At 75.1% G+C, this 14,028-nt stretch carries 12 protein-coding genes; 7 read left to right on the top strand and 5 right to left on the bottom strand.

From position 1 onward, the window contains the following. Positions 1–177: 177 nt before the first annotated feature. The 3 genes from ACFWXO_RS26875 to ACFWXO_RS26865 are packed head-to-tail and all read right to left on the bottom strand — an operon-like array spanning position 178 to position 2,618. Positions 178–588, bottom strand: coding sequence for a RidA family protein (locus tag ACFWXO_RS26875; protein ID WP_375893625.1), 411 nt, complete (start codon positions 586–588; stop codon positions 178–180). A gap of 46 nt (positions 589–634) precedes the next feature. After that, positions 635–1,384, bottom strand: a complete 750-nt coding sequence (locus ACFWXO_RS26870; RefSeq protein WP_375893627.1) for an IclR family transcriptional regulator — start codon at positions 1,382–1,384, stop codon at positions 635–637. A 37-nt stretch (positions 1,385–1,421) separates the two neighbouring features. Continuing rightward, the gene (locus ACFWXO_RS26865) at positions 1,422–2,618 is read right to left on the bottom strand and encodes a sugar kinase (protein ID WP_380526633.1); all 1,197 of its coding nucleotides are present in this window, start codon (positions 2,616–2,618) and stop codon (positions 1,422–1,424) included. Positions 2,619–2,771: 153 nt separating this feature from the next. Between ACFWXO_RS26865 and ACFWXO_RS26860 the strand changes: the two genes are divergently transcribed. The 5 genes from ACFWXO_RS26860 to ACFWXO_RS26840 all read left to right on the top strand — a co-directional run bounded on the left by ACFWXO_RS26860 (position 2,772) and on the right by ACFWXO_RS26840 (position 9,458). Next, the gene (locus ACFWXO_RS26860) at positions 2,772–4,109 is read left to right on the top strand and encodes an amino acid deaminase (RefSeq protein ID WP_380526631.1); all 1,338 of its coding nucleotides are present in this window, start codon (positions 2,772–2,774) and stop codon (positions 4,107–4,109) included. Next, positions 4,109–5,743, top strand: coding sequence for an amidohydrolase family protein (locus tag ACFWXO_RS26855; RefSeq protein ID WP_380526629.1), 1,635 nt, complete (start codon positions 4,109–4,111; stop codon positions 5,741–5,743). The genes ACFWXO_RS26860 and ACFWXO_RS26855 overlap by 1 nt, the downstream gene beginning before the upstream one ends. Further along, the gene (locus ACFWXO_RS26850) at positions 5,740–6,408 is read left to right on the top strand and encodes a bifunctional 4-hydroxy-2-oxoglutarate aldolase/2-dehydro-3-deoxy-phosphogluconate aldolase (RefSeq protein WP_380526627.1); all 669 of its coding nucleotides are present in this window, start codon (positions 5,740–5,742) and stop codon (positions 6,406–6,408) included. Before ACFWXO_RS26855 ends, ACFWXO_RS26850 begins: the two co-directional genes overlap by 4 nt. A 175-nt stretch (positions 6,409–6,583) precedes the next feature. Then, complete coding sequence (locus ACFWXO_RS26845) at positions 6,584–8,176, top strand: alpha-amylase family glycosyl hydrolase (protein WP_380526625.1); 1,593 nt, start codon at positions 6,584–6,586, stop codon at positions 8,174–8,176. Between the two features lie 217 nt (positions 8,177–8,393). Further along, positions 8,394–9,458, top strand: coding sequence for a hypothetical protein (locus ACFWXO_RS26840; protein ID WP_380526623.1), 1,065 nt, complete (start codon positions 8,394–8,396; stop codon positions 9,456–9,458). A 100-nt stretch (positions 9,459–9,558) separates the two neighbouring features. Here the strand turns inward: ACFWXO_RS26840 and ACFWXO_RS26835 are convergent, their stop codons facing one another. Further along, positions 9,559–10,386 carry a (2Fe-2S)-binding protein gene (locus tag ACFWXO_RS26835; RefSeq protein WP_380526622.1) on the bottom strand — a complete coding sequence of 276 codons (828 nt, stop codon included), beginning with the start codon at positions 10,384–10,386 and terminating at the stop codon, positions 9,559–9,561. Positions 10,387–10,681: 295 nt separating this feature from the next. Here ACFWXO_RS26835 and ACFWXO_RS26830 point away from each other — a divergent pair, with 295 nt between their 5' ends. Both ACFWXO_RS26830 and ACFWXO_RS26825 read left to right on the top strand, forming a co-directional pair. Further along, complete coding sequence (locus ACFWXO_RS26830; protein WP_380526620.1) at positions 10,682–11,866, top strand: sensor histidine kinase; 1,185 nt, start codon at positions 10,682–10,684, stop codon at positions 11,864–11,866. A gap of 94 nt (positions 11,867–11,960) precedes the next feature. Next, positions 11,961–12,452, top strand: coding sequence for a hypothetical protein (locus tag ACFWXO_RS26825; protein WP_380526618.1), 492 nt, complete (start codon positions 11,961–11,963; stop codon positions 12,450–12,452). Between the two features lie 59 nt (positions 12,453–12,511). Here ACFWXO_RS26825 and ACFWXO_RS26820 read toward each other — a convergent pair. Beyond that, the coding region (locus tag ACFWXO_RS26820) for a purple acid phosphatase family protein (protein ID WP_380526616.1) at positions 12,512–14,028 on the bottom strand (1,517 nt) is incomplete at its 5' end.

Here is a 14,028-nt window from a genome sequence, read left to right as displayed (position 1 = left end):
TGGTGTGTGGGAAGGTGGTGGGGCGGTTGTCCGCTGGGGTGTGGGGGGTGGTAGTCCCCGAGGGCCGGTAGGCTTTGGTGGCGTCCGGCCCCTCGGGGTGTTGTGGCGGCGGGTCGGGCGGTCGGGCCGTCAGGCCGCCGGGCGGTCAGGTGGTCAGGTGGTCAGGCGGTCAGGTGGTCAGCCGATGACGGCCTGGGCGTCGATCTCCACCAGCATCGGCTCCTGCGGCAGTTCGACGAAGATCGTGGTGCGGCACGGCTTCACCCCGCCGGGCTTGACGTTCTCCTCGATGAACTCGGCGTAGACCTCGTTCATCAGCGGGAAGTCGGCGCGCTTGGTGAGGTAGACGCGGAACATCACCACGTCCTCGATGGTGGCACCGCCGGCCTCGACGATGGCCTTGACGTTCTCCAGGGTGCGGCGGGTCTGCGCCTTCACGTCGCCGTGGTGGAGGTACTCGCCGGTCGCCGGATCCTGCGGGCCCTGGCCGGAGACCTGGAGGATCGGGCCCTTGCGGACGCCCTGGGAGAACATCCAGGCCGGAGCCGGGGCGCCGTCGGTGCGGATCTCGGTCTTGTCGGAGGACATCGGGGTCGGGGCTCCTTGCGGTCGGGGAAGGTTCGGTGACGGTTCGTCAGTTGTGGTCGGGGCGGCCGCAGTCGGCCGACACCGCCCGGGCGGTCGCGAGCAGCTGCGGGAGCAGGTCCAGCACCTGCTCGTACGGGAGCAGGACGTCCGGGACGGAGATGGAGGCGGCGGCGACCACCCGGCCGCTGGCGTCCCGGATCGGGGCGGCGACGCAGTTGATGAAGGCCTCGTGCTCGGCGTGGTCCTGCGCCCAGCCCTGGGCCGCGACCTTCTCCAGCTCGGCGAGCAGCGCCTCGGGCGTGGTGAGGGTGCGTTCGGTGTGCGGGGTGAAGTCGATCCCGGCCACCACCCGGCGGCGCTCGGGCAGCGGGAGGTCGGCCAGCAGGACCTTGGAGACGGCGGCGCTGTGCAGGGCGGCGCGCAGGCCGATCCGGGAGTACATCCTGACCGGGTGGCGGGAGTCGAACTTGTCGATGTAGACCACCTCGCCGCCCTCGTAGGCCGCCAGGTGCACGGTCTGGCCGGTGGCGGAGTTCAGCTCGGCGAGGTGCGGGGCGGCGATCCGGCGGATGCCGCGCTGCTCCAGGGCGAGGCCGGACAGGGCGAACAGGCCGGCGCCGAGGTGGTAGCGGTAGGCCGCGTCGCGGTAGACGAACCGTTCCTCCTCCAGGCTCTGGAGCAGCCGGAGCACGGTGGTCTTGTGCACGCCGAGGACCTCGGCCAACTGGTCGAGGGAGCGCTCGCCCTCGCCGAGTTCGGCGAGGATGCGCAGGGCGCGGGTGACGGTCTGACTCATCGGGCTCGTGCTCCGGTCGGGTGGCGGGGGTCGGTGCTCATTGTGCCCGGGCCCGGTCGGCGCGCGCCCCGGCGGCCGCCTGGGTCGCCGCCCCGGCCACCGCCTGGGCCGCCTCCTGGGTCGCTGTCAGGGCCGGTGCGTCCGCGGCGGTCCGCCGCCAGGGGCGGGCGGCGGGCAGGGCCGGGGAGTAGATGCCCTCGGCGCTGACCCGGGTGGCGGCCCAGTCGGCGGGGGAGGCGTCGAGCAGGGCCGTCAGCACCGGGGCCGGCGGCAGTTCGGCCTGGTCGCCGTGCGCGGTCAGCGCGCAGGCCGCGCTCAGGTGGCCCAGCCGCAGCCGGCGGCGCTGGTCCAGGGCGTGGAGGGTGCCGGCCAGGTAGCCGGCGGCGAAGGCGTCGCCCGCGCCGGTCGCCTCCACCACCTCGACGGTCAGGGCCGGTTCGGCGACGGCCGTGCCGTCCCGCTCCAGCGCGGTGACCAGCCGGGCGGCGTCCTTGACCACCACGGTGGCGGGTGCGGGGAAGCGGCGGCGCAGCGCGGCGGGCTCGTCGGTGCCGAAGGCGGCCCGGGCCTCGTCGGCGCCGAGCAGCAGCAGATCGGCGGCGTCCAGCAGCGGCGGCAGTACGGCCGGGTCGCGGTCCCGCCAGAGCGCGGGACGCCAGTTGAGGTCGAAGCTGACCAGCCGCCCCGGGCGGCGGTCGGCGAGCAGGGCGCGCAGCAGGGCCAGGCAGTCGTCGGAGAGCGCGGCGGTGATGCCGGACAGGTGCAGCAGGCGGGCGCCGGCCAGCAGGCCGGCGGCGGCCGGGTCGGTGAGCAGCGCGGGGGAGAGGGCGGCGGCCGCGGAGCCGCGCCGGTGGTAGTGCAGCCGGCTGCGGCCGGGGCCGAGGTCGTGCCGGTGGCCGGTGGTGCCGCCGACCTCCTTGAGGTAGAGGCCGGTCGGGCGGTGCGGGTCGACGGTGACGCCGGAGACGTCCACGCCGCGGGCGGCGACCTCGGCGAGCAGGCGGCGGCCGAAGCCGTCGTCGCCGACCCGGCTGATCCAGGCGGTCGGCACGCCGAGCGCGGCCAGGGCCCCGGCGACGTTGGACTCGGCGCCGCCGACGGACAGCCGGAAGGTGTCCACGGACTCCAGCGGGCCGGGGCGGTCGGGCAGGAGCACGGCCATCGACTCGCCCACGCACACGGCCGTCGGGGGAGGGCCGGGGCGGTCCGGCCCCGGGTGGTCCTGTGGCGGCATCTGCTGGGCTCCTCGTCTGCGGCGGCGGTGTGTCGACCTCTGACGGTGGGGTTCGACTCCGTTGACCGTGATCCGGCGCCGATGCTAGAACCGTGTTGCCAACATGTGCAACCCTCGTTGCACATGTTGCAACATGGTGGATGGAGGAAGACGGTGGAGCAGACTTTCGCGGGCCGTGGCACCCTCGCGGGCAGTGGCGCCTTCGCGAGCGGTGCGGACGGGCCCGGCATCGCCGAGGGGGCGGTCGCGGCGCTGGCCGACGAGACCCTCGACTGGCGGTTCAAGGCCGCCCCGCCGGAGAGCTGGGGCCGCACCACGCGCGACTGGCTCGCCACCGGACCGACCTTCTCCTCCCTCGGCACCCCGCTGCTCACCCTCGACGGCGCCGCGCTCGACCACAACGTCCGTACCATGGCCGACTGGTGCGCCGAGGCGGGCGTCGCGCTCGCCCCGCACGGCAAGACCACCATGGCGCCCCAGCTCTGGCAGGCCCAACTCGCCGCCGGCAGCCACGGGATCACCCTCGCCAACCTGCCCCAGGTGCGGGTCGCCCGCGCCTTCGGCGTCCAGCGGATCCTGCTCGCCAACACCCTGCTCGACCCGGCCGGACTCGCCTGGCTCGCCGCCGAACTGACCGCCGACCCGGGCTTCGGCTTCCTCTGCTGGACCGACTCCACCGAGGGCGTACGGCTGATGGACGAGGCGTTGCGCGCCGCCGGGGCCGAGCGGCCGGTCGAGGTGCTGGTCGAACTCGGCGGCCCGGGCGGGCGGACCGGCGTGCGCGGCGTGGACGCGGCCGTCGAGGTCGCCGCCGCCGTGCTGCGCGCCCCCACCCTGCGGCTGGCCGGCGTCGGCGGGTACGAGGGCGCCCTCGCGCACGACGCCACCGCCGAAGGGCTGGCCGCCGTCCGCGGCTACCTGAACGCGCTCGGCGAACTGCACGGTCGGCTCGCCGGGGCCTACCCGGACGGCGCGCCACCGGTGGTGTCGGCCGGCGGAAGCGCCTACTTCGACCTGGTGGCCGAGGAGTTGGCCGCCCTGCCGGAGGCGCTGGTGGTGCTCCGCTCGGGTGCGTACATCGCCCACGACGACGGCTTCTACCGGGGCATCTCCCCGCTCGCCCGGGGCGGCGGGCCGACCCCGTTCCGCGCTGCGCTGCACGGCTGGGCCCGGGTGGCCTCCCGGCCCGAGCCCCAACTCGCGCTGCTGGACGCGGGCAAGCGCGACCTGCCCTTCGACGAGGGCCTGCCCGAGCCGCAACTGGTGCGTGGCGGTGCGGCGTTGACCGGCACGGCCGCCCGGATCACCGCGCTCAACGACCAGCACGCCTACCTCCGCGACGCGGGCGACCTCGCACCGGTCGGCGCGGTGCTGCGGCTCGGCGTCTCGCACCCGTGCACGGCCTTCGACAAGTGGACCGCGATCCCGGTGCTGGACCGAGCGGACGCGGCCGAGCCGCAGGTCACCGGGCTGATCAGGACGTTCTTCTGATGGCGGCGGGGGAGAGAACCGCTGCCTTCCCGGGGGCGACCGTCTTCAAGGGGGCCACGGTCGTCGACGGGACGGGCGCCGACCGCTACCGGGCGGACGTGCGGATCGCCGACGGCGTGATCACCGAGATCGGCGCGGGCCTCGGCGGGGGTACCGTGGTGGACGCCGACGGCCTGGTGCTCGCCCCCGGCTTCATCGACATGCACGCCCACTCCGACCTCGCCCTGCTGCTCGAACCCGAGCACCCGGCCAAGGTCACCCAGGGCGTCACCTGCGAGGTGCTCGGCCAGGACGGCCTGTCCTACGCCCCGGTGGACGACACCACCCTGCCCGCGCTGCGCCGGCAGCTGGCCGGATGGAACGGCGATCCGGCGGGCTTCGACTGGGACTGGCGCGACGTCGGCGGGTACCTGGACCGGATCGACCGCACCCGGGTCGCCGTCAACGCCTGCTACCTGGTCCCGCACGGCTCGCTGCGGATGCTCGCCATGGGCTGGGACAACCGCCCGCCCACCCCGGCCGAACTCGACCGGATGCGGCAGGTGTTGGCGCAGGGCCTGCTGCACGGCGCGGTCGGCATGTCCAGCGGGCTCAGCTACACCCCCGGGATGTACGCGGACACCGCCGAGCTGGCCGCGCTGTGCACCGTGGTCGCGGCCTACGGCGGCTTCCACGCGCCGCACCAACGCTCGTACGGGAAAGGTGCGTTGGAGGGCTACGCGGAGATGGTGGAGATCGCCCGGCGGTCCGGCTGCGCGCTGCACCTGACCCACGCCACGATGAACTTCTGCGTCAACCGGGGCCGGGCCGGCGAGTTCCTGGACCTGGTCGACCGGGCGCTCGCGGACGGCGTCGACCTCACTCTGGACAGCTACCCCTACCTGCCCGGCTCCACCACCCTGGCGGCCCTGCTGCCGAGTTGGGCCACCGAGGGCGGCCCCGGCGCCACCCTGGCGCGGCTCGCCGACCCGGCCGCGTGCGAGCGGATCCGGTACGCGATGGAGCGGACCGGCAGCGACGGCTGCCACGGCGTGGTCGCCGACTGGGCGACCGTCCAGATCTCCGGCGTCCGCTCGGCCGACCTCGCGCCGACGGTCGGCCGGACGGTCGCCGAGCTGGCCGCCGAGCGGGGGACCGGCGGGACGGAGGTCTTCCTCGACCTGCTGCGCCGCGACGAGTTGGCCACCACCGTCCTCCAGCACGTCGGGCACGAGGAGAACGTCCGGGCGGTGATGCGCCACCCCGCCCACACCGTGGGCAGCGACGGCCTGCTCGTCGGGGCCCGGCCGCACCCGCGCGCCTGGGGCACCTTCCCACGCTACCTCGGCCACTACGGACGGGAGTTGGGCGTGCTCACCCTGGAGCAGGCGATCACCCGGATGACCGGCCGGCCCGCCGCCCGGCTGGGGCTGGACCGGCGCGGCCGGATCGCCCCCGGCCACCACGCCGACCTGGTGCTGCTGGACCCCGAACGGGTCCGGGACACCGCCACCTTCGAGCAACCCCGGCTGCCCGCCGAGGGGATCCAGTACGTGTACGTCAACGGCACCGCCGTCGTCCGGCAGGGTCGCACCACCGGCGCCCGGCCCGGGCGCGCCCTGCGCCGCACCGATCGAGGAACGCTGGCCCGATGAACGCCACGAACGCCACGAACGCCACGAATGCTGTGAACGGCACGAACGCCCTCGCCGAGCTGCGGAACGACCCGGTGATCGCGGTGGTCCGCGCACCCCGGATCCCGGACGCCGCCGCACTGTGCGCCGCACTCGCCGAGGGCGGCATCAGCTTCACCGAATTCACCTACACCACACCGAATGTGACGGACCATCTGGAGCGTGCCTCGGCGTCCGGATGGCGGGTCGGGGTGGGGACGGTGCTGACCGCCGAGCAGGCCGGGCGGGGGATCGACGCCGGGGCCTCCTTCCTGGTCACCCCCGGCTGCCGGCCCGAGGTCGCCGAGGTCGGACGGGCGCGCGGGGTGCCGGTGGTGCTGGGGGCGCTGACCCCGACCGAGGTGGCCCGGGCGGTCGACCTGGGGGCGGCCGCCGTCAAGATCTTCCCGGCCCGGTCGTTCGGCCCCGGCTACTTCAAGGACCTGCGCGGCCCGTACCCCGACGTGCCGCTGGTGGCCTCGGGCGGGGTGAACGCGGGCAACGCGGCCGAGTTCCTGGCACAGGGGGCGCTCGCGGTGTGCGCGGGGACGGACGTGGTGCCGCCGGCGGTGGTGGAGGCGGGGGACTGGGCGGAGATCACCAGGCGGGCCCGGGCGTTCACCCGGGCCTGTGCGGCGGGGGCGTAGCCGCTTCCTGCGGAGCGGGGGCCGCGCGGCGCCGGCCCGGCGGCGGTTCGGTGAAGGTGCGCGGCGGGCTGTCGGGACGGCCGGGATCGGACGAGAATCGGTGGCACCCGGCCCACCCCGGGCCCCTCGGCCCCCGGCCCGGGCGGCCCCCGGACCCGACAGGAGGACCCGCCCCATGACCTCGACCCGCCCCGGCCCCGACTGGTTGGCCGACGCCGTCCTCTACCAGATCTACCCGCAGTCCTTCGCGGACTCCGACGGCGACGGCATCGGCGACTTCACCGGCGTCACCGAGCACCTCGACCACCTCGCCTGGCTGGGCGTGGACACCGTCTGGCTCAACCCCTGCTTCGCCTCGCCGTTCCGCGACGCCGGGTACGACGTCACCGACTACCTCACCCCGGCCCCGCGTTACGGCCGCACCGAGGACCTGGTCGCGCTGGTCGAGGCCGCGCGCGGCAAGGGCATCCGGATCCTGCTGGACCTGGTCGCCGGGCACACCTCCGACCGCCACCCCTGGTTCCTGGCCTCCGCCGAGGACCCGGCCGACCAGCGCTACATCTGGTCCGACCGGCCGGTGGACGGCTTCGTCGCCTCGCCCGGGAGCCGGCCGGGCTGGTACCGGCCGAACTTCTTCGACTGTCAGCCCGCCCTCAACTTCGGCTACGCGCGCACGAGTTCGTCGGAGCCCTGGCGGCAGCCGGTGGACGCCGAGGGCCCGCGCGCCAACCGGGCGGCACTGCGCGACATCATGGCGCACTGGCTGGGCCTCGGCGTGGCCGGCTTCCGGGTGGACATGGCGTACTCGCTGGTCAAGGACGACCCGGGCCGGGTGGAGACCGCCAAGCTCTGGACCGAGCTGCGCGACTGGCTGGACCGCGCCCACCCCGAGGCCGCGCTGCTCGCCGAGTGGGGCGAACCGGCCGCCGCCGTCGCGGCCGGGTTCCACGCCGACTTCTTCCTGCACTTCGGCGGGGACGACCACGGCCTCCCGCTGCGGTCGCTGTGGAACAACGGCGGCGGGACGGTCGAGGAATTCTGGCAGCAGGGCCCGTGCTACTTCGAGGCCGAGGGGCGCGGCACCCCGCAGACCTTCCTGGACGCCTGGCGCTCCGCCGCCGAACTCACCGAGGGCAACGGGCACATCGTGCTGCCCACCGCCAACCACGACTTCTCCCGGCTGGCCACCGCCCCGCGCTCCGGGGAGCAACTCGCCCCCGCCTTCGCCTTCCTGCTCACCTGGCCGACCCTGCCCGCCGTCTACTACGGGGACGAGATCGGCATGCGCTACCTGCCCGGACTGCCGGACGTCGAGGGCAGCGTGCTCGGCCCGCGCTTCAACCGGGCGGGGTCGCGGACCCCGATGCAGTGGACGCCCGGCCCGTCGGCCGGATTCTCGACGGCCGCGCCCGAGCGGTGCTACCTGCCGCCGGACCCTGACCCGCACCGCCCGGACGTGCTCTCCCAGCGCGCCGACCCGACCTCGCTGCTGCACACCGTCCGGCGCCTGATCGCGCTGCGCCGCGCCCACCCCGGGCTGGGCGCCGCCGGCGGGGTGGAGGTGCGGCAGGCCGGGTACCCGCTGGTGTACGTGCGGTCCGGGCGGTACCTGGTGGCGGTGAACCCGCGCCGGGAGCCGGGGGCGGTCCGGCTGGCGGGCCTCCCGGGCGGGGGAGCGGTGCGGCCGCTGGAGGTGCAGGGGGTGCGGGTCGTGGACGGTGAGCTGCGGGCCGAGGGGTTCTCGTACGGGGTGTTCGAGCTGGGCTGAGCCGGGCTGCCGGGCTGCCGGGCTGCCGGGCTGCCGGGCTGCCGGTCGTCGGGCCGCCGGGCCGTCGGGGCGTGCTCCGGGCGGCCCGGCTTCCGGGCGGCTTCCGATCCGCGTCAGATGGTTGTAAGCTACATCCATAGATGGTTGCATTTGCCACCTACATTGGTTGTATGTGCCACCATCATCGAAGAGATCGCCGGAGGACGGTACGAACGCCATGAGCACACCCCAGACCCCCACCGCGGCGCCCACCCCGGGGCACGCGCTCAAGCACCTCGCCGTCCACCTGCTCACCCCGCTGCTGATGTGCCTCGGCATGGCCCTCGCCTACCAGGGCGCCTTCCACCAGCCCGAGCCCCACCACCTCAAGGTCGCCGTGGTCGGCGCCGGACCGCAGGCCCAGGGGCTGGCGCAGACCATCCAGGGCAAGGCCGGTGCCGCGCTGGACGTGCGGACCGTCGCCGACCGCTCCGCCGCCGAGCAGCTGCTGCGCGACCGCGACCTGGTCGGCGCCTTCGTCCCGGACGCCCGGAACCCGGAGCTGATCGTGGCCAAGGGCAACTCCGACACCTCGGTGGTGGCCGCCACGGCGGTGTTCACCAACGTCACGGACCGGCAGGGCGTCCCGCTGCACGTCACCGACCTCACCACCCCCGCCGAGGGCGACCCGACCGGCCAGGGCCTGTTCTTCCTGCTGGTCGCGCTGAGCATCGGCTCCTACGCCAGCGTCGCGGTGATCGGCGCGGCCGGCGCCGGGCTGCCGATGCGGATCCGGGCCCTGGTGGGCGTGGCCGTCTCGCTGGTGGTCAGCGTGATCGGGATCGCCACCGCCGGTCCGCTCTTCCACGTGGTCGATCACGACTACGCCGCCGTCTGGGCGCTCGGCTGGCTCTACTCCGCGGGCATCGTGCTGATCGGCACCGGCCTGCACAGCTTCTTGAAGAAGTGGACCACGCTGGCGCTGATGGTGCTGTTCGTGATGCTCAACTTCACCTCCTCCGGCGGCATCTACCGGCCCGAACTGCAGAACGGGTTCTTCGGGGCCCTGCACGGCTTCTGGACCGGAGCCGGCTACCTGGAGGGCGCGCGGGACATCCTGTACTTCGACGGCGGCGCCGGCCTCGGCGGGCACGTGCTGACCCTGGTGGTCTGGCTGCTGCTGGGCGGGGCGGCCCTGGTCGCCGCGGCGGCGTACGAGGGCCGCGGGCGCCGCGCGGTGTCGGCGCGGGCCGAGGCGGCGGCCGAGGCCGAGGAGGAGATGGAGGAGGCGGTCGCGGTCTGAGGACCGTCCACCCGAAAGGACTTCACCCGGTGCGAGGGCATCGGAACCGGGTGGGGAACAAGTGGCCCGCACCCGGCTCCGGACAAGCCGGGTGCGGGCCTCAGCGGGTTTCCGGTGGGTTCCGCCGGGCCGGCGGCCGGGTGAAGCAGCAGTCCCCGCAGAGCCCGGCGCCCGGGCCGGTCCGGTAGTAGAGGCAGCAGCTCGTCCGGCGGAACGCGGCCCCGCGCGGGCCGGTGTGCAGCGTGCCGGAGCCCGCCAGGGGCGGACGGTCCAGCAGCCGCGTGACCAACTCCCGGGCCGGGAGCGACGCCCGGGGGCTCAGTACCCGGAGCGTCCCGGCCAGCGCGGAGGCCGCGTTGCCGCGCAGCAGGCGTGCCGAGAGCGGCACGGCGGCGCGCACTGCTGCGGCCAGTGGCTCCAACTGCCCGATCAGGACGGATCGGTGGAGCTGATCGACGAGGTCCCCGGGCTCCGGGCGGACCGGTTCCGGCGGCGTCCAGAGGTCGATCGGTCCATGGTCCGGGATCCGCACCCAGGCGTGGTCCAGGGTCGGGACCGTCCCCAGCAGGACGGCCGAGCCGATGCCCACCGACCAGAAGCGGGCGGCCAGGCCGAGGTGCAGGATCGAGGCGGCGACCCGGAGTTCGGCCGTGCCCAGGCGCTGCGCCACCACCCGGATCCGGGCGGGGAGTGGCGCGTCCGGGCCGGTGCCGTACAGCTCCGGCAGCGGGCGGAAGCCGGGCGGCGGGGGGCCGGCGGGGTCGGTGTCGGGGGCGGTGTCGAGGGCGAAGTACGGCCCGAGGGCGGCGAGTCGGGCGTAGTCGGACTGCTGCCGGTCGGCCTGCGGCCGGTCGGGCCGAGGCTGGTCGGGCCGAGGCTGTTCGGGTTGCGGTTGTTCGAGTTGCGGTTGTTCGGGCGCGGGGTTCAACGGCCCTCCCCGGTAGGGTCGTTGAACCCCGTGCCGGCTTCGGTCGGCCCGGTCGGGATCGGGCGGTCGGGGTGCATCTGCTTCTCCAGAGGGCCGGGCCGGTCGTGCGGATGAACGCTACCGCGCCCTGGCGCTCGGAGATCCACGGTGATCCGTCCTCCGTTGCGGGGGTTGTTCCGACGGCATCGAGTCTGGCCCGTCCGAACCGTCCTGACCTCCCGCTGCGGAGGGGAGTCGCCTCCTGCGCGGGGAGGAGCGGGCCTCCCCCGGGAGAGCGGCCCGTAGGCTCGGCGGAGTGCGCACCGACCGTCAGTCCCGCCCCGCCCGGCGCCGCCGTTGGCCCGCCGTCGCCACCGCTCTGCTGCTGCTCGCGCCCGTCGTGCTCGCTCATCCGGGGGAGCGCGGGGCGGCCCTGCTGCTCGCCCTGACGGCCGCGTTCGCAGCCGCGGTGGCGCTGCTGCCCTGGCCGCTCGGCCGCGTCACGCTCGCCGCCGCGGCGGCCGGCCCGGCCGGGGTCTCGCTGCTGGTCGACCTGGGCTACCCGGGGCCGTACCGGCTGCCCGCGTTCTGGCTGCCGCTGGAGTGGCTCGCGCTGCTGGGCGTGCTGTACCGGGCCGTCCGCCGGTTGCCCGAGCGCCGGGCCTGGCCGGTCGGTGGGCTGGTCTCGCTCGCGGCCGTGCTGCTCCCGTTGCGGTTCGTGCTCCGGATGCCGCAGGGCGGTGCGGCCGGGCCGGTGGGCGGCGTGCTGTTCTCGCTGCTGCCGGTGCTCGGGGTGGCCGGGGCGAGCCTCTACCTGCGGGTGCTGGACGTCCGGCGGGAGCGCGCCGTCGAGCGGGCGCGGCGCGAGCAGCGGCTGGACGTCGCCTGCGGGCTGCACGACTTCGTCGCCCACGAGATCACCGGCATCGTGCTGGAGGCCCAGGCCGGCCAGCTCCCGGGCCAGCAGGCGGAGGAGACGGCCGCCCTGTTGCGACGCCTGGAGGAGGCGGGGCTGCGGGCGCTGGACTCGATGGACGAGATGGTCGGGGCGCTGCGCGAAGGCCGGGCGGCGGCCGGAACCACCCGCCGGGTCGGCCTGGCCGACCTGCCGGAGCTGGTGGAGCGCTTCGGTACGACGGGTGGCCCGCGCGCCACCGTGGAGCTCGCCCCGGAGGCCGTCGGACTGCTCGCCGCCGAGGCCGGGGCCACCGCGTACGCCGTCGTCCTGGAGGCCCTGACCAACGTCCGCCGGCATGCCCCGCAGGCCACCGCGGTGACGGTCCGGGTGGCCGCCGAGCCGGACGGCCGGGCGGTACGGGTGACCGTCGGCGACACCGGTGGGCCGGCCGCCCGACGGCCCCGGCTGCGCCGCCGCCCGGGCGCGGGCGGCACCGGCCTGGCGGGCCTGACGGCCCGGGCCGCCGCCCACGGGGGCGCCCTGACCGCCGGCCCGTCCGGTCCCTCGGGCTGGGAGGTGTGCTGCACCCTGCCGGGGCGGTGACGCGGGGGTACCCCCCCGGCTTTCCGGGTGACGGCCGGAGCGCTATGTTGAACACGTTCAAATCGTTCGCGGGATCGTTCTCACGGGGGTAGGGATGAGCGAGTCACTGCCGGCGCAGCCCGGTTTCGCGGCCGAGGCCGCGTTCACCGACCGGCCGAGGGAGCCACGTGCCACCCTGGTCCGCGGCCGGGTCCGGACCAGTGGGCGCGTCCTCGTCGCGCTGGCCGGTGTCGCCTGGATGCCGTGGGCCGTCGGCGGGGTGTGGTGGGGGGACGGCAACGCCTGGTTCTGGGGCCTGTACGTCGGATTCCTCGGGATGACGGTGCTGCCCCTGGCCGTACCGCGCGAGCCGGGCTTCCGGCGTGCCTGCCTCACGGTCGGCTGGTTGCAGCTCGGCGTCCAGGCCGTGTGCTCGGTGCCGTTCCTGCTGCTCCCGTTGCCGGTGTTCGTCTTCGCCCTCCCGTCCGGCGTCATGCTGCTGCTCACCGGCCGGCGCAACCGCGGCCGGGTGGGGACGGCGTTCGCCGCCCTGCTCCTCGCGGGCCCGCTCGGACTCCTCGCCAACGGCGGGTGGACCCACATCTAGGAGTGCCCGGGGGGTGCCCGGGGGCGCCTGAGCGCGCCCCCGGGCGTGGGCGGGGAGGGTCAGCGCCCCCGGCCGCCGCCGCGCAGGCCGCGCGGGCGGGTGAGGGTGAAGCGGTCGACCGGGACGAGGTCGCCGTACGGGCCGCTCACGGAGTAGTACGTGACGGCGATGCTGGTGCGGCCGCCGCGCTCGCCCGGGTCGACCTCGAAGGCGGCGAAGCCGTACGGGTTCTGGGCGTCGCGGAAGGCGGACCAGGGGGCGTCCTCGATCACGTAGACCGGGGGCCGCTTGCCGGTGGCCTGGTCGACCGGGCCGACGCCGGTGATCACCCGGGCCTTGGGCGGGGTGAAAAAGAGGTGGTTGGAGGGGGCGGAGGTGCCGCCGCCGCCGATGACCATGTGGACGGTGCCCTGGGTGGTGTCGACGGTCTCGGTGCCGGTGGCGACCGGGATCGGGGTGCGGGTGTCGGTGGGCTGCTGGCCGCGGATCGGGTGGGAGCGCTCGTAGTGGTGCTCGTGGCCGCAGACCACCAGGTCGACGCCGTACTTGTCGAACAGCGGCACCCAGGCCTCGCGGACGCCGAGGTCGGCGCCGTTGAACTTGTCGGCGGTGGAGATCACCACCTGGTGCATGCAGACCACGATCCAGTCGATCCCCGGGTCCGCGTTGGCGGCGATCAACTCCCGCTCCAGCCAGCGCTGCTGGGCTCCGCCGGAGTAGCCGTGCACATAGCTGTTGCCGCCGTCCTGGTAGGCGACGTCGTCGTTGTTGAGGCTGATGACGCGCACCGAGCCGGCCGTGAACGCGTACCAGAGGCCGCGCAGTTCGTCGTCGGCGTCGGAGTCCGGGAGGTCGAAGTAGGCCTGGTAGGCGCCGTAGCCGATCGGGCCGTTGCCCTTCTCGTTCTCGTGGTTGCCCGCGGCGGGCATCCAGGGGCGGTGGCGGGCCGAGCGGGTGTTGTTCTCGAACCAGTCGGACCAGGTGCGGACCCGGTCGGTGGAGAGGTTGGCGTAGCAGAGGTCCCCGTTGAGCAGGTGGAACAGCGGGGCGACCCGCTCGACCCCGGCGGTGGTGTCGCCCGCGGCCGGGCTGCCGAGGTTGTCGTTGGCGTAGCCGTTGGCGGTCTGCTTGCCGAGGGTGGGGGTGCCCTGGTCGCCGAAGCTGGTGAAGGTGAAGGCGGCCCGGCCGCGCGGGGCGGTGCGGACGGTGCCGAGTTCGGGGGTGGCGCCGTCGTGGACGGCCGCGTACACGTAGTCCGTGTCGGGGTGCAGGTCGCCGATCCGGGCGTGGTGCACCTGGACCTCGGTGCCGGAGTTGGCGTCCCGGTAGGTGCGGGTCTCGGCCTGCTCGGTGCGCCCGAAGCCGCCGTGCGAAGTCCCGTACATCACCCGGGGGTTGGAGACGGACGCGGTGGTGTGCCAGGAGACCGTGACCTCGCGCGAGGCGTCCGAGCCGAACTGCAGGTGCAGTCCGCCGACCCGCGGCGCGCGGGGGCGGGCCGGCCGAGCCCACCCACGCGGGGAGGCGGCGGCGGGCGGGGCCGCTACGACGGCGAGGGAGACGGCGCCGCCGAGGC

It is taken from the genome of Kitasatospora sp. NPDC059088 (assembly GCF_042738155.1).
In the GTDB taxonomy this organism is placed as follows: Bacteria; Actinomycetota; Actinomycetes; order Streptomycetales; family Streptomycetaceae; genus Kitasatospora.
Note: the sequence above shows the minus strand (reverse complement) of the source record. Positions and strands in the feature narration are given on the sequence as shown.